At 68.5% G+C, this 16,713-nt stretch carries 17 protein-coding genes; 6 read left to right on the forward strand and 11 right to left on the reverse strand.

The window, feature by feature from the left end:
• Positions 1–3: 3 nt before the first annotated feature.
• Entirely contained in the window at positions 4–1,512 is a 1,509-nt protein-coding gene (gene rng / locus ACYX7E_RS05785; RefSeq protein ID WP_462079623.1) for a ribonuclease G, read from the reverse strand.
• 115 nt (positions 1,513–1,627) lie between these two features.
• Positions 1,628–2,230, reverse strand: a complete 603-nt coding sequence (locus ACYX7E_RS05790) for a Maf family protein (RefSeq protein ID WP_462079624.1) — start codon at positions 2,228–2,230, stop codon at positions 1,628–1,630.
• A gap of 120 nt (positions 2,231–2,350) precedes the next feature.
• Between ACYX7E_RS05790 and ACYX7E_RS05795 the strand changes: the two genes are divergently transcribed.
• The 3 genes from ACYX7E_RS05795 to ACYX7E_RS05805 all read left to right on the forward strand — a co-directional run bounded on the left by ACYX7E_RS05795 (position 2,351) and on the right by ACYX7E_RS05805 (position 4,358).
• Positions 2,351–3,109, forward strand: coding sequence for an SIMPL domain-containing protein (locus tag ACYX7E_RS05795; protein WP_462079625.1), 759 nt, complete (start codon positions 2,351–2,353; stop codon positions 3,107–3,109).
• A gap of 1 nt (position 3,110) precedes the next feature.
• Positions 3,111–3,293 carry a hypothetical protein gene (locus ACYX7E_RS05800; protein ID WP_462079626.1) on the forward strand — a complete coding sequence of 61 codons (183 nt, stop codon included), beginning with the start codon at positions 3,111–3,113 and terminating at the stop codon, positions 3,291–3,293.
• Between the two features lie 360 nt (positions 3,294–3,653).
• Entirely contained in the window at positions 3,654–4,358 is a 705-nt protein-coding gene (locus ACYX7E_RS05805; RefSeq protein WP_462079627.1) for an energy transducer TonB, read from the forward strand.
• Between the two features lie 127 nt (positions 4,359–4,485).
• Here the strand turns inward: ACYX7E_RS05805 and rlmH are convergent, their stop codons facing one another.
• The 6 genes from rlmH to leuS form a co-directional block, all read right to left on the reverse strand.
• On the reverse strand, positions 4,486–4,956 hold the full coding sequence (rlmH, locus tag ACYX7E_RS05810; RefSeq protein WP_462079628.1) for a 23S rRNA (pseudouridine(1915)-N(3))-methyltransferase RlmH: 471 nt from the start codon (positions 4,954–4,956) through the stop codon (positions 4,486–4,488).
• Between the two features lie 57 nt (positions 4,957–5,013).
• Complete coding sequence (rsfS, locus tag ACYX7E_RS05815; RefSeq protein WP_462079629.1) at positions 5,014–5,412, reverse strand: ribosome silencing factor; 399 nt, start codon at positions 5,410–5,412, stop codon at positions 5,014–5,016.
• Between the two features lie 60 nt (positions 5,413–5,472).
• Positions 5,473–6,129, reverse strand: coding sequence for a nicotinate-nucleotide adenylyltransferase (gene nadD / locus ACYX7E_RS05820; protein WP_462079864.1), 657 nt, complete (start codon positions 6,127–6,129; stop codon positions 5,473–5,475).
• A gap of 47 nt (positions 6,130–6,176) precedes the next feature.
• A complete protein-coding gene (holA, locus tag ACYX7E_RS05825) occupies positions 6,177–7,205 on the reverse strand; it encodes a DNA polymerase III subunit delta (protein ID WP_462079630.1) in 1,029 nt (342 codons plus the stop codon).
• Positions 7,206–7,270: 65 nt separating this feature from the next.
• Positions 7,271–7,786, reverse strand: a complete 516-nt coding sequence (locus tag ACYX7E_RS05830; RefSeq protein WP_462079631.1) for an LPS-assembly lipoprotein LptE — start codon at positions 7,784–7,786, stop codon at positions 7,271–7,273.
• Positions 7,787–7,845: 59 nt separating this feature from the next.
• The gene (leuS, locus tag ACYX7E_RS05835) at positions 7,846–10,632 is read right to left on the reverse strand and encodes a leucine--tRNA ligase (RefSeq protein WP_462079632.1); all 2,787 of its coding nucleotides are present in this window, start codon (positions 10,630–10,632) and stop codon (positions 7,846–7,848) included.
• Between the two features lie 151 nt (positions 10,633–10,783).
• Here leuS and ACYX7E_RS05840 point away from each other — a divergent pair, with 151 nt between their 5' ends.
• Positions 10,784–12,496, forward strand: coding sequence for a sensor domain-containing diguanylate cyclase (locus ACYX7E_RS05840; RefSeq protein ID WP_462079633.1), 1,713 nt, complete (start codon positions 10,784–10,786; stop codon positions 12,494–12,496).
• A gap of 220 nt (positions 12,497–12,716) precedes the next feature.
• On the forward strand, positions 12,717–14,069 hold the full coding sequence (locus tag ACYX7E_RS05845) for a metal-dependent hydrolase family protein (protein ID WP_462079634.1): 1,353 nt from the start codon (positions 12,717–12,719) through the stop codon (positions 14,067–14,069).
• 62 nt (positions 14,070–14,131) lie between these two features.
• Here ACYX7E_RS05845 and ACYX7E_RS05850 read toward each other — a convergent pair whose 3' ends face one another.
• The 3 genes from ACYX7E_RS05850 to ACYX7E_RS05860 form a co-directional block, all read right to left on the reverse strand.
• Positions 14,132–14,737 (reverse strand): DUF998 domain-containing protein, encoded by a 606-nt coding sequence (locus ACYX7E_RS05850; RefSeq protein WP_462079635.1) that lies wholly within the window; start codon positions 14,735–14,737, stop codon positions 14,132–14,134.
• The gene (locus ACYX7E_RS05855; RefSeq protein ID WP_462079636.1) at positions 14,725–14,952 is read right to left on the reverse strand and encodes a helix-turn-helix transcriptional regulator; all 228 of its coding nucleotides are present in this window, start codon (positions 14,950–14,952) and stop codon (positions 14,725–14,727) included. Before ACYX7E_RS05855 ends, ACYX7E_RS05850 begins: the two co-directional genes overlap by 13 nt.
• Before the next feature lie 73 nt (positions 14,953–15,025).
• Positions 15,026–15,622 (reverse strand): hypothetical protein, encoded by a 597-nt coding sequence (locus ACYX7E_RS05860; RefSeq protein WP_462079637.1) that lies wholly within the window; start codon positions 15,620–15,622, stop codon positions 15,026–15,028.
• A gap of 162 nt (positions 15,623–15,784) precedes the next feature.
• Between ACYX7E_RS05860 and trxA the strand changes: the two genes are divergently transcribed.
• Positions 15,785–16,657 carry a thioredoxin gene (trxA, locus tag ACYX7E_RS05865; RefSeq protein WP_462079638.1) on the forward strand — a complete coding sequence of 291 codons (873 nt, stop codon included), beginning with the start codon at positions 15,785–15,787 and terminating at the stop codon, positions 16,655–16,657.
• Positions 16,658–16,713: the final 56 nt, after the last annotated feature.

Consider the following 16,713-nt stretch of genomic DNA (forward strand, 5'->3'; position numbering starts at 1 on the left):
CGGCTAGAGCAGCACGACATCGAACTGCTCCTGCAGGTATTGCTCGTCGGCCTGGAAACGGATCGACTTGCCGAGGAATTCCTCGAGCTCCGCCACCGCCGGGGACTCCTCGTCGGTGATCCGGGTCACGACCTTCGGCGATGCGATCACCAGCAGACGCTCGGCCTCGAACTGGCGCACCGCACGCACGATCTCGCGGAAGATCTCGTAGGTCACGGTTTCGGCGGTCTTCAGCATGCCGCGGCCACCGCATTCGTGGCACTCCTCGCTCAGTTGCCGCTCCAGGCTCTCGACGGTGCGCTTGCGCGTCATCTCGACCAGGCCCAGCGGCGAGAAATCGTAGACGGTGGTCTTGGCGTGGTCCTTGGCCAGCGACTTCTCCAGCGTCCGCAGGACCTGGCGACGGTGCTCGTCGTCGGTCATGTCGATGAAGTCGATGATGATGATGCCGCCCAGATTGCGCAGCCGCAGCTGCCGGGCCACCGCCTGCGCAGCCTCCAGGTTGGTGCGGTAGACGGTCTCCTCGAGATTGCGCTGGCCCACGAACGAACCGGTGTTGACGTCGACCGTAGTCATCGCCTCGGTCTGGTCGATGACCAGGTAGCCGCCGGACTTCAGCGGCACCGACTTGTCCAGCGCACGCTGGATCTCATCCTCGACGCCATACATGTCGAAGATCGGGCGCGCCCCGGAATAGTGCTCGAGCTTGTCGACCAGGCCCTGGTCGCCGCCGGCCACCAGCGAAGGCATGTACTGCGCGGCGAACGTGCGCAGGCGCTCGAAGGTCTCGCGCGAATCCACCTTGACCTTGTCGACGTCGCGGCGGATCAGGTCGCGCACCGCACGCATCGGCAGCGTCAGGTCCTCGTACAGGCAGCTGCCGACGCTGGTCCCGGCGACGCGGTGCTCGATCAGCGACCAGGCGCGCTGCAGGTAGGCCACGTCCTCGGCCAGCGCTTCGGCGGACTGGCCTTCGGCATTGGTTCGCACGATGTAGCCGTGGTGGGCACCGGGCGGCGTCAGTTCGGCGACCAGCCCCTTCAGGCGGGCGCGCTCGGCCTCATCCTCGATCCGCGCCGACACGCCGATCACGCGCGACTGCGGCAACAGCACCAGGTAGCGCGACGGAATGCTGATCTGCGTGGTCAGGCGCGCGCCCTTGCTGCCGATCGGATCCTTGACCACCTGCACGACGACTTCCTGGCCATCGCGCAGCAGCTCGGTGACCGGAAGCGCGGGCTGCGGTTCCGACAGGGCAGGCTCGCCGAGGTCGGCTGCCGACATCGAGCGCATGACGTCGTTGGCATGCAGGAACGCGGTGCGATCCAGGCCGATCTCGACAAAGGCGGCCTGCATGCCCGGCATGACCCGCTGCACCTTGCCCTTGTAGATGTTGCCGACCACACCGCGACGCCAGCCGCGTTCGATATGCAGCTCCTGGAGCATGCCGTTTTCGATCACCGCGACACGGGTTTCCCGTGGGGTGACATTGACCAGGATTTCCTCCGACATGACCTGCGTTACTCCGAATCGGAAGAAAGAAACATCGAGGCGGCGCACGGCGCGACCTCATGGAACCGCTCGGGCCTTGCGCGTCCATTCGAGCGGCTCGCGCCCCACGTCGCGATCACGCGCGCGTCCCGGGCGTGGACGGGTCGGCGTCGAGCGCGATCCCGAAGTCGGCCAGCAGGCTCGCGGTCTCGAACAGCGGCAAGCCCATGACGCCCGAATAGCTGCCCGCCAGATGCGTGACGAAGCGTTCGGCGCCCCCCTGGATCGCATAGCCACCGGCACGGTCGCGCGGCTCGCCACTCGCCACGTAGGCGGCGACCTGCGCCGGCGACAGCGCCGCGAACGTCACCTGCGAACGCGACACCGCCTGCGCCTCGCGACCGGCCGACACCAAGCTGACCACGGTGATCACCTGGTGCGTGCGGCCGGACAGCCGCTGCAGCATGCGCGCGGCATCGGCATCGTCGACCGGCTTGCCGAACACCTCGTCGTCGAGCACCACTTCGGTGTCCGAACCCAGCACCACCGCGCCGGGCACGGCGACGACCTGCAGCAGGCCGGCACCGGCCTTCTCGCGGGCGACGCGCCTGACGTAGGCCTCGGCCGGCTCGCCGGACGCGCGCACCTCGGGAACGTCGACATCGACGATGCCAAACCGCACGCCAAGGCGCGACAACAGTTCACGCCGACGCGGCGATTTGGAAGCAAGATGCAGCATCCCGCAAGGATAACCCGCGCCCCGCCAACACTGGCGCCGAAGCGTCATCAACCCCATTCAGGCTCACCGGCCGTTCACTGGGATACGCCCATCGTATTGGGTATCCACAGGAGTGACCAGATGACCTTTTTCCGCCTTCGTCCGCTGACCCGCGTCCACCCGCTGATGGTGGCGACCGCCCTTGCCCTGAGTACCGTCTCGATGACCGCCTGCGCGCAGACCCCCGCCCTTTCCGCCACCGCACAGGACGGCACCCTGCTGTCGGTCTCGGCCAGTGCCGACGCCAGCCGCGTGCCGGACATCGCGACGCTCTCCACCGGCGTGGTGACCCAGGCGGCCGACGCCAACACCGCGCTGCGCCTGAACTCCGAACAGATGACCAAGGTCGTCGCGACGATCAAGGCGTCGGGCGTTGCCGAGAAGGACATCCAGACCTCGGGCATCAACATCCAGCCGCAGTACCGCTACACCGAGAACCAGCCTCCGGTGATCACCGGCTACCAGGCCAGCAACAACGTCAACATCAAGGTCCGCAACATCGGCCACCTGGGCAAGGTGCTCGACGCCCTGGTCGCCAGTGGCGCCAACCAGGTCAACGGCCCGAGCTTCGAGATCGACCAGCCCGAGGCGGTCTACGATGAAGCCCGCCAGGCCGCGCTGGCCAAGGCCCAGCAGCGTGCGGAGATGTACGCCAAGTCGCTCGGCCTGAAGGTGCGCCGGATCGTCAGCATCAGCGAGGGTGGTGGCTTCCAGCCGCCGATGCCGATGATGATGAAGGCGATGGCGATGGATTCGGGCGCACGCGCGGCACCGCCGGTATCGCCCGGCGAGACCTCGCTGAGCGCGAACCTCGACGTGGTCTTCGAACTGGGACGCTGACATGGGCACCCCGGACCGCGACGACAGCAAGCCCAGCAAGCCGGGCAAGGACTCCGGCTACCGGGAGCGCCAGCCCGCCAGCGGCGAGGACGCGCGCAACAGCGGCAAGCGTCCCCACCAGACCCCCGAGGACGGGGGCCTGGAACGCGATCCTGATGCCGATGCTGATCGCAAGCCGGACTGACGCCCTGGAGGCGATGCCCGGGGATTGTCCGGGGCTGCCGTCACATAGAGACCCGCGCCACCTCCACAAGGCCCGCCATGCGGGCCTTGTGCCGTCCGGGCACAAGCCCATGACCGCACCCATGACGGCGCTACTGTTCGCGCGGTCGCGGCCGCACCCTTCATCCCACGGTTCCGACCGTCCGTCTGCGACGCATTGCCGGTCACCCTTCACAGGGACCACTTTTGACGGGCAGTCGTAGCGTTGGACGCCATCCAGGCAGCAACACGCGGACGATCCATGGTTTCAACCCCATCTGCCGGGGTGGCACGTTTCCCGTCGTACCGGAGCAGTCGTGCTCCGGCAACCTGGAGGTGGGCCATGGTGCTGCAACACACGCGTTCCCTTTCCCGCGCACAGACCCAGCACGGCCACGTGCTGTTGCATGGCGTGAAGCTCGACCTCAATCGCATCATCGGCGTCAGCGGCACGCTCGCGTTGAACGTGCTGCTGTTGATGTTGCTGCTGGTGCCGATGCGCATGCCGGCGCCGGCCGCGCTCGAAGACAAGGCCCCCGACCTGCGCTGGATCGATCCCAAGCCGACGCCGCCTCCTGTACCGCCGGAAGTGGTCAGGATCGTCCCGCCGCAGCCGCGTGCCGCCCCGCAACCACGCGCGGTGGTCCCGCAGCAGGTCGTCGTCGACGTCCCGGTGCTGTCCGACCAGGGCACGCCCGTCGTCGACATGCCCACGCAGGCACCGACGATGGACGCCGCTCCGTCGATCGCCCCCTCCGGCCCGGTCACCGGCATGAGCCTGGAATACGTCAACGCCTCGTCGCCACGCTATCCGCGCGATGCGATCCGCGGCGGGCTCGAGGGCACGGTGATGCTGAAGGTGCTGGTCGACGTCGACGGCAAGCCGATCGAAGTGACCCTGCACCGCAGCAGCGGACATCGCGTGCTCGACCAGGAAGCCGTGCGCCATGTGCTGCGCCAGTGGACGTTCCGCCCGGCCACGCGCGACGGCGTGCCGGTGCAGGCGATCGGCATCGTGCCGATCGACTTCAGACTCGACCGAGGCTGAAAGCTCCTCCCCCGGGGTGTTTGACGAAAGCCCGCCGCAAGGCGGGTTTTCCTCATCTGGATGTCCCCGCCGCAAGGCAGGTTGTCCTCGTCTGGATACTCCCGCCGCAAGGCAGGTTGCCCATCGATCAAGCGCGGTGATACGGGTGGTTGGCCAGCATCGCCGCGGCCCGGTACAACTGCTCCGACAACAGCAGGCGCACCAGCATGTGCGGCAGCGTCAGGGGTCCCAGCGACCAGGCCTCGTCGGCACGCGCCATGACCTCGGCGGCGTGGCCTTCGGGTCCGCCGATCAGGAACGCAAGGTCGCGCCCCTGCCCGCGCCAGTGTTCCAGGCGCTGCGAGAGTTGCTCGGACGAATGCAGTTTCCCGCGGCCATCGAGGACCACGACGTGCGCCTGCCGTGGCAACGCGGCCAGCACGCGCGCACCTTCCTCCTGGGTCGCGCGCGCGGCGTCGCGACCCTTGCCGCGCAGGCCGGGTTCGATCTCGATCAGTTCAAGCGGCAACCAGTGCGATAGGCGCTTCTGATATTCGGAGAATCCCTGGACCACCCAGGCCGGCGGACGTTCACCGACCGCGATCAGCCTCGCCTTCATCGGTGGGCACCGGGCGTGGCACACACAGCGACGGCCGCAGCGCAGCCATCACCGCGATCAGGCCTGGCCATCTTCCGGTGGCTGGTCGCCGACGGTCCACAGGCGCTCGAGCGCATAGAACTCGCGCACGCGAGGCAGCATGACGTGGACGACGACATCGCCGAGGTCGACCAGTACCCATTCGGCCTCGCGCTCGCCTTCGACGCCGAGCGGCTGGCAGTCGAGCTGCTTGGCCTGGCGGACCACTTCGTCGGCGATCGACTTCACGTGCCGGCTGGACGTGCCGGAGGCCACCACCATGAAATCGCAGATGCTGGTCTTGCCGCGCACATTGATTTCGGTGACGTCCTTGGCCTTCAGGTCGCCGACGGCGGTGTGGATCACCTTCAGCAGGGCTTCCGCCGACGGCGGCGGATTCGGAAGGCGGGTCTTGATGACGTGGGCGGAACTGGTCAAGTGCGGGTCACTCTTCGGATAGCGGGGGAGTATAGCGGAGCCCGGATAACGCAGGCCTGATCAGCCGCCATCCAGGTACAGCCGCTGGCCCCGGATGTAGTGCGCGACCGCCGGGGGGACCAGGCTCGCCCAGTCCCCGCCGTCGGCCCGCAGCTGGCGGATCCGGGTCGCCGATTCGGGATGCAGCGGCTGGTGCAGGCGCAGCAGGTGGCCGCCCGGCCCGGCGCGCAGCTGGGCCGGATCGTCGGTCCAGCGACCGGCCGTGGCCGCCGACAGCGCGGGCGGCCAGGGGCCCTCGAGCGGATTGCCCGGCCGCTCTGCGACCACGAAATGGGTCAGCGCGAACATCTCCTGCCATTGCCGCCAGCCCGGCAGTCCGAGCAGGCTGTCGGCCCCGATCAGCAGCGCGACCGGGGTCTGTGCGCCGTACTGGCGCCGCAGTTCGTGCAGGGTCTCGATGGTGTAGCTGCGGCCTGCCCGGTCAAGCTCGCGGCGATCGACCCGCAGGCCCGGCTCGTCGGCGACCGCCAGTTCCAGCATCCGCACGCGCTGGTCGGCAGTCGCGCCGGGCACCTCGCGGTGCGGGGGATCGGCGGCCGGCATCAAGCGCACCGGCGTGCCCAGCGTGTCGCGCGCCGCGCGCGCGATCGCCAGATGACCATTGTGGATCGGGTCGAAGGTGCCGCCGTAGAAGACCAGCAGGGCGTCCGCGTCCACGCCGGGGGGCTGCGCACCGGTCGCCGGAGCGCTGTGCTGCCCGGTGTTCACGCCAGCAGCGCCGACGCCTTGGGTTCGGCGACCGCGACCAGCAGACGCTCCAGGACCTGCCAGGCGTCGCCCGCGGCGCGCCCCTTGGCGATGCGGTCGACGCGCCCGGCCTCGACCACGAAACGCTGCCAGCGCGTTGGCGGGTGCCGCTGCAGCGCGCGCCGATAGACCGCCTGCTTGGAATCCCAGACCCGCTGCGCCTTGAACTCGGCCGCCAGGTTGCCGCCACGGGCATTGACCAGCGACAGCGCGGCGATGCGCTGCAGCTCCATGACCACCATGCCCATCAGCGCGAACACCGCCTCGCCTTCAGCGCGCAGGCCCGCGAGCATCCGCGAGACCTGGGCCGGCTGGCCATTCAGCGCCGAATCGATCAGGCGGAAGACGTCGTAGCGCGCGGCGTCGGCGACCAGCGCGTCCATCCGCGCCAGGTCCAGGGTCGTGCCTTCGGCCAGCAGCACGAGCTTGTCGATCTCCTGCGCGGCAGCGAGCAGGTTGCCCTCGACGCGCTCGGCGAGCCGCAGTACCGCATCGCGGTCCGCCCGCACGCCGCGCTTGCGCAGGCGCGTTTCGATCCATTCCGGCAACTGGTCGGGGCGCACCTGCTGGGCGACCACCAGATGCCCGATCCGGCCGATGGCCTCGCTCCATTTGCCGCCATGCTGCCGGCTCCATTCGCCGCCCGTCACCAGCAGCACGACGTCGCTGGGCGGATCGGCGCAGAACGCGCTGATGACCTCGGCGCCCTCCTTGCCCGGCTTGGTCGTCGGCAGGCGCAGTTCCACCAGCCGCAGCGACGAGAACAGGCTGGGCGCACGAAAGGTCGCGTCGAGCGTGTTCCAGTCGAAATCGCGGCCATCGGCATCGAAGACCTCGCGTTCGCTGAAGCCCAGCTCGCGGGCGCGGCTGCGTACGGCATCGGCCGCCTCGAGCACGCGCAGCGGTTCGGGACCGGCGATCAGGTACGCAGGCCGCAGCGGCTCGTTGGCCAGTTGCGTGACCAGGCGCTCCGGGGTCAGCTCCATCGGCAGGCGTTCATGACTGCGGTAGCTTCGATGACGTCAGGCACGGTCGCCGCTGTCGCCGGCGATCAGTGCGGCACGCCGCGCACGGCGGCGTCGATCCGGCGCAGGATCGAGGCGGTCATCTCGCGCTGCATCTCGATGGTCAGCAGTTCGCGCTCGCTGTCGACGCCGGTGGCGTCGTCGGGCGTGGACACGTAATCGCGCGACAACTCGACCGCCTGCTGCGGCACCATGACGTTGCCGTCGGCATCGCGCAGGCGGAACACGACGGCATAGCGCAGCGCGAACTCCTGCGCGCGGCCGAACTGGTCGACCGCCAGCGGCGTCGACGCCCAGCGCTCGGACTGGATGTCGAGGCTGGCGGCATAGGCGCCGTCACTCGCGTCACCGGTCAGCACGTTGACGCCTGCATGCTCCAGCGAACGCTCCAGCGAGCGCGCCAAGGCGCTGTACGGATCGCCGGCCGAGACCTTGATGTCCTCGAGGTCCGGCGGCAGCGTCAGCGCGTTGCGCAGGTGGAAGCCGCAACCCGGGAGCACGGTGACGGCGAGCAGGGCCAGGATCGCGAGGAATCGTTTCATGCGGGCAGTCTGGACGAAGGGAGCGGCGGCGGGCAAGCGGAACGACCTCGGTGCGTCCATCAGGACGCCACGACGTTGACGATCTTGCCCGGCACCACGATGACCTTGCGCACGTTCATCTCCTGCAGGAATTTATGAACGTTCGGTTCAGCCAGCGCGGCGGCCTCGACGGCCTCGCGGCTGGCGTCGACCGCCACCTCGATGGTCCCGCGCAGCTTGCCGTTGACCTGCACCGCCAGCGTCAGCGCATCGCGTTGCAGCGCCGTCGGGTCGACCGCCGGGAAAGCAACGTCTTCCAGCAGCGTCGGCGCATGGCCCAGCAGCTGCCACAGCGCATGGCTGGCATGCGGGGTGATCGGATTGAGCAGCAGCACGATCGACTCGAAGATCTCCTGGCGCAGCGCGCGGGCGTTGGCGCTGGCATCGTCGAACTTGCCGACGCGGTTCAGCAGCTCCATGACCGCGGCGATCGCGGTGTTGAAGCTGTGGCGGCGGCCATAGTCGTCGCCCACCTTCTGGATGGTCTCGTGCAACTGCCGGCGCAGGGTCTTCTGCGCGGCGTCCAGCACGCCCGGATCCAGCGCCGCGACGGCACCGCCATCGACGTGGCGCTGCACCTGCAGCCACAGGCGGCGCAGGAAACGCGACATGCCCTCGACACCGGCCTCGTTCCATTCCAGCGACAGTTCCGGTGGTGCCGCGAACATCGAGAACAGGCGCACGGTATCGGCGCCGAACTTGTCGATCATCGAACGCGGATCGACGCCGTTGTTCTTCGACTTGGACATCTTCTCGGTGCCGCCGATGTTCACCGGCAGGCCGTCTGCCCTGGAGACCGCGCCGACGACGCGGCCCTTGTCGTCGCGCTCGATGTCCACGTCGGCCGGGTTGATCCAGTCCTTGCCGCCGTTGTCGAGGTCGCGATAGAAGGTGTCGGCGATGACCATGCCCTGCGTCAGCAGGTTGATGACCGGCTCGTCGCTGCGCACCAGGCCCTCGTCGCGCATCAGGCGATGGTAGAAGCGGAAATACAGCAGGTGCAGGATCGCGTGCTCGATGCCGCCGATGTACTGGTCGACCGGCGTCCAGTAATCGGCACGCGCGTCGACCATGTCGGCGGCACCGGGGGAGGTGTAGCGCGCGGTGTACCAGCTCGATTCCATGAAGGTATCGAAGGTGTCGGTCTCGCGCTCGGCCGCACCGCCGCATTGCGGGCAGGTGGTCTTGCGCCACTGCGGATCGGACTTGATCGGCGACTGCACGACGCCGGGGTTGGCGAAGGCCTCCTCGACGTCTTCAGGCAGCAGCACCGGCAACTGGTCCTCGGGCACCGGCACCGCGCCGCAAGCGGCACAGTAGATCACCGGAATCGGGCAGCCCCAGTAGCGCTGGCGGCTGACGCCCCAGTCGCGCAGGCGGAAATTGACCCGGCGCGAACCGATGTTGTCGGCTTCGACGCGCGCGGCCAGCGCCTGCAGGCTGCCCTCGAAATCCAGGCCGTTGTACTCGCCGGAATTGATCAGGAAACCGCGCTCGGTGTACGCGCGCTGGTCGAGGCCGTCCAGATATTCCTTCACCACCGCCACCGCCAGCGAGGTGTCGTAGGCATCGACCGATCCGCCTGCCAGTGCGGCCTGGAACGGATCGCTGTCGTGCGAAACGTCGCTGGCGACTTCGTTGAGGGCGTCGCGCACGGCCGGCGGCACGATGACCGGGCGCACCGGCAGGCCGTAGGCCTTGGCGAACTCCCAGTCGCGCTGGTCGTGCGCCGGTACCGCCATGACCGCGCCGGTGCCATAGCCCATCAGCACGAAGTTGGCGACGTAGACCGGGATGTCCTCGCCGGTGATCGGATGGATCGCCCACTGCCCGGTGGCCATGCCACGCTTTTCCTGGGTTTCCAGGTCGGCCTCGGACACGCCGCCGCGCCGCAGGTCGGCCAGGAACGCCGCGAGCTCGGGATTGCCTTCGGCCGCCTTCAAGGCCAGCGGATGCTCGCCGGCGATGCTGATGAAGGTCACGCCCATCAGCGTGTCGGGACGCGTCGTGTACACGACAAGCTCCCTGAGATCGGGCGACACATCCTCGCCATCGACGCGGAAGCTGATCTCCAGGCCTTCGCTGCGACCGATCCAGTTGCGCTGCATGGTCTTGACCGAGTCCGGCCAGCCCGGCAGGCGATCGAGGCCGTCGAGCAGTTCCTGCGCGTAGTCGGTGATCTTCAGAAACCACTGTGGGATCTCGCGCTTCTCGACCAGCGCGCCGGAACGCCAGCCGCGGCCGTCGATGACCTGCTCGTTGGCCAGCACGGTCTGGTCGACCGGGTCCCAGTTGACGACCGAATTGCGGCGGTAGGCCAGGCCCTTCTTCATCAGGCGCACGAACATGCGCTGCTCGTGCACGTAGTAGTCCGGCGCGCAGGTCGCGAACTCGCGGCTCCAGTCGATCGCATAACCCAGCGACTGCAGCTGCGAGCGCATGTGCGCGATGTTGGCATAGGTCCACTTGGCCGGCGCGGTCGCGTTCTTGATCGCAGCGTTCTCGGCCGGCAGGCCGAACGCATCCCAGCCCATCGGCTGCAGCACGTTCTTGCCGATCATCCGCTGGTAACGGCTGATGACGTCGCTGAGCGTGTAGTTGCGCACGTGTCCCATATGCAGCGCGCCCGACGGATACGGCAGCATCGACAGGCAGTAGTACTTGGGCTTGTCGCTGGTTTCGTCGACCTCGAAGGCCTTCGAATCGCGCCAGAACTGCTGGGCGGAGGCCTCGACGGCGGCAGGCTGGTAGGCGGCCGGGTCGGTCGCGGGGACGGGGCTGGAGGCGTTGACTGGGTCGCTGGACACGGCAATGGCGGAAGCGGTGGGAGCTGAACAGCCTACCGCAGCGCCCCGGCGGCGTCATGCGAAGACATCGCCCGCGGCGCGCACTGGTTCATGAAGCCCGGTGCCCGCAGTGGCTACACTGGCCGGGCGTTCCCCCGGCAATCCGCAATCGATGCCCCCAAGCCCCGCGTCCCCAGCGTCCCGCCTGCGGCCCTACCGGCCCGCGACCTTCATCGCCACCCTGGTGCTGCTGCTGGGCGTCGGCGTGGCCAGCGTGATCGGCGTCAGTACCCTGCGCGACAGCAATCTTGCGATCGAACGCAGCTACCAGGTGCTGAATCTGATCGAGGTGCTGGACCACAGCATCCGCGTGACCGAATCCAACGCCCGCGCCTACCGGCTGACCGGGCACGCCGGCTACCGCGAGCAGTACCTGGCGTCGCTGCCGGAAGTGCAGCGCGCGTCGCAGGGGCTGATCGGCTTCACCCCGGCGGCGTCGACGCTGCGCAGCCAGGCCGAACGCCTGCAGGCACTGGCCGACCTGCGCCTGGCCGAGATACAGGGCCTGTTCGACATGCAGGAGACCCTGGGCAGGACGGCCGCGCAGGAGGCGTCGGATCCCACCAGCAGCCTGGCCCGCTGGCGCGAGATCGATGTACTGAGCCAGCAGATGCGCGACAGCGAGCGCGAACGCCTGCAGTCGCGGCAGGACGGCAGTCTGCGCCTGGCACGCTGGGTCATCGCCTTCGTCGTGCTCGGCATGCTGTTGTCGAGCTTCCTGCTGGTGACGCTGACCATCAGCCTGTCGCGCGAGGTGCGGCGTTCGGGCAGGCTCGGACGCGAGTCGCGCGATGCCTTCCTCGGCATGCAGGCATCCAACGCGCAGCGCGAACACCTGTCCGAGCAGCGCCACAAGCTCAGCCGCTATTCCAGCCTGCTGCAGAGCTGCGACAACCGCAACGAGATCATGCAGCTGACCGCCAGCACGATCCGCGCCCTGGTGCCCAACGCCAGCGGTCAGTGCTACGTGCTGCGCTCGTCGCAGGATTTCCACGAAAGCGTCGCCAGCTTTGGCGACCAGGTCGTCAGCAGCGGCGACCTGCTGCTGTCGCGGCAATGCTGGGCGCTGCGCCGTGGCCAGACGCACTACCTGCCTGGCGGCTCGGTCGGCATGCGCTGCGACCATATCGATGCCGACGCCGACCTGCAGCGGACCTCGTGCCTGTGCCTGCCGCTGGTGGCCCAGGGCAGCCCGATCGGACTGCTGCACGTCAGCGCGCCGGCCAGCGGCTCGCCCGACGACACCGATGCCGACATCATCGCCGCGGTCGCCGAGCAACTCGCGCTGGCGCTGGCCAACATGCAGTTGCGCGAGAAGCTGCAGGTGCAGTCGCTGCGCGACCCATTGACCGGCCTGTTCAATCGCCGTTACCTCGAAGAAAACCTCGCCCGCGAGCTGCATCGCTGCGAACGCCGCAAGCTGCCGCTGTCGGTGCTGATGCTCGATGTCGACTATTTCAAGCAGTTCAACGACAGCCATGGCCATGCCGCCGGCGATGCCGTGCTGGCCCTCGTCGGGCGGACGCTGACCGAAGCGATCCGGCAGGAGGACATGGGCTGCCGTTACGGCGGCGAGGAGTTCACCGTCGTGCTGCCGGAGACCGACGCCGCGACCGCGTTCGCGCGTGCCGAGACGATCCGGCGGACGCTGGAGACGGCCACCATCGTGCACCTGCGGCAGACGCTGGGGCCGGTCACGGTCTCGATCGGCATCGCGACCTACCCCGCCGACGGCACGACCCCGGAACTGCTGCTGGAAGTCGCCGATGCCTGGCTGTACCGCGCAAAGGCCGGCGGCCGCAACCAGATCGCGCCGACGCCCTGAGCGCGCACCGATGGCCGGACCGGCGCGGACCGCGGTCCGGCGGATGAACCCGGGGCGTGTCCGACGCGCGTGACACGAGCGGTCTGCGCGACCGTCCATGCGGCCCATGCGGATGGCGCCGACTTCCGCGGGACTCCCGCATCCGCATCCCGCGGCGCGCGACCTGCGCGCGGCTCCGCCACTGTGCTTCAATCGCGGCTCCTGTCTCCGGAGCCACCCGATGTCCGCATCCTCACGTCCGCCATTCGTTTCCCTGCTGCTGGCATCGGCACTGGCATCGCTCCTGCCGTTGAGCGCGTCCGCCGCCGGCACTGCCGTGCATTGCGACCGGCTGTTCGATGCACGCAGCGGTCGGATGCTCGGCGAGCACACCATCGTGGTCGAGGACGGACGCATCGCCAGCGTCATTCCCGGCCGCGCGAAGCTGGCCGGCGACATCGAATCGATCGTACTCGGCGACCGCACCTGCCTGCCCGGCTGGACCGACCTGCACGTCCACCTCGGCAGCCAGTCCAGTCCGCAGAGCTATTCCGAAGGCTTCCGCCTCGATCCGGTCGACTATGCGTTCCGCTCGGTCGGCTACGCCGGCAAGACCCTGATGGCCGGCTTCACCAGCGTGCGCGACCTGGGCGGCGAAGTCAGCCCGCACCTGCGCGACGCGGTGAACCAGGGTCTGGTCGATGGCCCGCGGATTTTCGCCGCCGGCAAATCCATCGCCACCACCGGCGGCCACGCCGATCCCAGCAACGGCCTCAACACGATGCTGTCGCACCTGATCGGCCCGCCCGGCCCGACCGAAGGCGTCATCAACTCCATCGACGACGCCCGCCAGGCGGTGCGCCAGCGCTACAAGGAAGGCAGCGACGTCATCAAGATCACCGCGACCGGCGGCGTGCTGTCGTACGCCAAGTCCGGCGACGCGCCGCAGTTCACGTTCGACGAGATCAAGGCGATCGTGCAGACCGCCAACGACTACGGCTATCGCGTCGCCGCGCATGCGCATGGCACCGAGGGCATGAAGCGCGCGGTCGAGGCCGGCGTCACCAGCATCGAACACGGCACCCAGATGACCGACGAGGTCATCCGGCTGATGAAGCAGCACGGCACCTGGTACGTGCCGACCATCTACGCCGGCCGCTTCGTCGCCGACAAGGCCAGGCAACCCGGCTATTTCCCGGAGATCGTGCGGCCCAAGGCAGCCGCGATCGGCGCGCAGATCCAGCAGACCGCGGCACGCGCCTACAAGGGCGGCGTCAAGATCGCGTTCGGCACCGACCAGGGCGTCGGGCCGCATGGCGACAACGCGCGTGAGTTCATCTACATGGTCGAAGCCGGCATTCCAGCTGCCTATGCTCTGCAGTCGGCCACGCTGCATGCCGCCACCGTGCTCGGCGTCGACGACCAGGGCGTCATCGAGGTCGGCAAGCGCGCCGACATCATCGCGGTGGCCGGCGACCCGGTGACCGACATCAACGCAGTGATGAACGTGGACTTCGTGATGAAGGACGGCAAGGTCTACAAGTCGCCGGCAGCGGCATCGACGGCCGCAGCCACGACTGCCACTGCGCAGTAACGACAGCGGCATGCCTTGGGCGGCATGCCCTGATGGCAACCGCACCTGCCGCGGACGTGGCCTCACGTTCGCGGCAGGCGCACCAGGATCCGCGTCACCCACGCCATCCATGCGAACCACGCCAGCGTCGCGATCCGTTGCGCGGGCGCGACGCCGATCAGATCCGCACCCAATACCGCCAGCAGCAACACCGCCGCGATCGCGAGGCCTGCCCGGCGCAGGCCTTGCCTGGCCACCGACAGCGCCAGCAGTGCGGCCGCAAACGCGATCCACCAGCAGGTCCACAGCACCGCATGCCAGCGGCTGGCGCCGGCATCGAGTTCATTGAGATCCAGCGGCGCCAGGCCCTGTGCCGCGAAGGCCAGCGCCGACAGCAGCGCAAGATTGCAGCCCTGCCGCGCCCACACGCCGGCATTCTCGGGCAGACGGTTGCGCAGGCCATTGGCCAGCAGCGCCATCGACAGCCCCGGCAACACGAACACCATCGCGTTGAACAACCACGCGCCCGGCAATCCGGCGGCGCCCGGCAATCCGATCGGATGCCGCCATTGCGAGTAACCATCCAACTGCGCGCCCAACGCGAGCAGCGCGCCGGCCCAGACCAGCGCCGCGCCCCAGGCCAGCGCCGCCGGTGGTCGCGCCAGTGGCGGCCAGGTCAATCCTGCCATCGGAACACCTCTTCGATTCCCACGTTGAATGTCCGCGCGATGCGGAACGCAAGTTCCAGAGACGGCGCGTATTTGCCGGCTTCCAGCGCAATGATCGTCTGCCGCGTGACCCGGCAGGCATCGGCCAGTCCCTGTTGCGTCATCTGCCCGTTCTCGAAACGCAGGCGGCGGATCTCGTTGACGATCGGTGTGCTCGCGATCGGTGTGCTCGCCATCAGCCCGGCACTCCGACGGCAGGCCACATGCACGACACCGCACTCCACCCCACCACGCTCCACGACACGGCGTTCAATGCCGGTCCCGCCAGTACATCACCGCGGAGGCGACGTACTCCACCAGCCAGCCCCACATCAACGCGAATACCAGCAGGTGCGCGATCATCAGCGGCGACGCCCATTGCAGCATGTGCGCAGGCGAGAACCCGAACATCACCGCCAGCGCGGCGACGCTGAACACCAGTGCGCCCTGCCCCCAGCTTGCCGCCTCGCCCTCGATGATGCGATCGCGCTCGTCGGCCTGCACCCTGTCCTTCCAGCGCGACGCCAGCCACTGCGACAGGATCGCCCAGGCCACCAGCAGCAGCATCAGCTTGCGTGCGATCCCGTTGAACTGGACGGCCTGTGGCGCGTCCACCGCACGCATCAGCTGCAGGTTGGCGCCGAAGTAGAACAGCGCGACCAGCATGAAGCCCACGCCGATCCAGGCCCGCCACTCACCCGGTGAGATCGCGTGTTCGACCTGCGGCGCCGGCAGGCGCGATGCCGCGTGCAGCGCCAGCGCGGCCACCGCGACCAGCACCATGATCCCCAGGTAGCCCAGGTCCACACCAAACAGCGGATCACTCCAGGCCAGCAGCGCCCACAGCAAGAGCCCGGCTGCCAGCACTGCGCCAATCCAACGTCCCGACCACCGCATGATGTCACCTCGACCAGACTATATGTAAAAACAACCTTACTTATTGATTGTTGGATGTCAACTGTTTTTTACATGGACTTGGATTCATCGCCGGGCGCCGCCATCCTGACCGCAGTCCAACAGGAAGCCTCCATGTCCCCCGACCCCGCCACATCGCACGTCTTCGACGCCACCACCGCGACCTTCGAGGCCGACGTCCTGCAGAAGTCCATGGACACCCCGGTCCTGGTCGATTTCTGGGCCGAATGGTGCGGCCCCTGCAAGGCGCTGGGCCCGATCCTCGAGAAGATCGCCGGCGACTTCCACGGCAGCTTCCTGCTGGCCAAGGTCGACACCGAGGCCGAGCCGCAGATCGCCGGCGCGTTCCAGATCCGCTCGATCCCGACCGTGTTCCTGGTCCGCGGCGGACAGATCGTTGATGGCTTCCAGGGCGCACTGCCGGAAGGCCAGGTCCGTGAGTTCCTGAAGCACCACGGCATCGAGCCGGGCCAGCCGCAGGACGCCGACGCCGATGTCGTCGACAGCGCGCCGATCGATCCCGCGGCCGATGTCGCGCGCCTGCGCACGCTGGTCGCCGATGAGGCCGACAAGCCCGAGCACCAGCTCGACCTGGCGCTGGCACTGCTGCGCACCGGCGAAGCCAACGAGGCCCGGACCCTGCTCGATGGCCTGCCGGCCAACCTGTCCACCGACGACCGCGCGGTCAACGCGCGCGCGCGGCTGGGCTTTGCCGCCGCGCTGGAGGGCGCACCCTCGGCGGCGGCGCTGCGCGCAACGCTGGACGCCAACCCGGACGACCATGCCGCACGCCACCTGCTGGGCACGCACCTGCTGCTGGGCGGCGAATCGGAGGCCGGCCTCGACGCCTTCCTGGACATCCTGCGCCGGGATCGCGAGTTCGGCGACGCGCTCGGCAAGCGTGCGCTAATCGATGCCTTCCGCATCCTCGACGACGCCGAACTGGTCGGACGCTATCGCCGCAAGATGTCGTCGCTGCTGTTCTGACACAACGACGCACGGGCGCGGCGACAGGCCCGCCCGTGCCCGCTGGTCATGCACAA

It is taken from the genome of Luteimonas sp. RIT-PG2_3 (assembly GCF_054902115.1).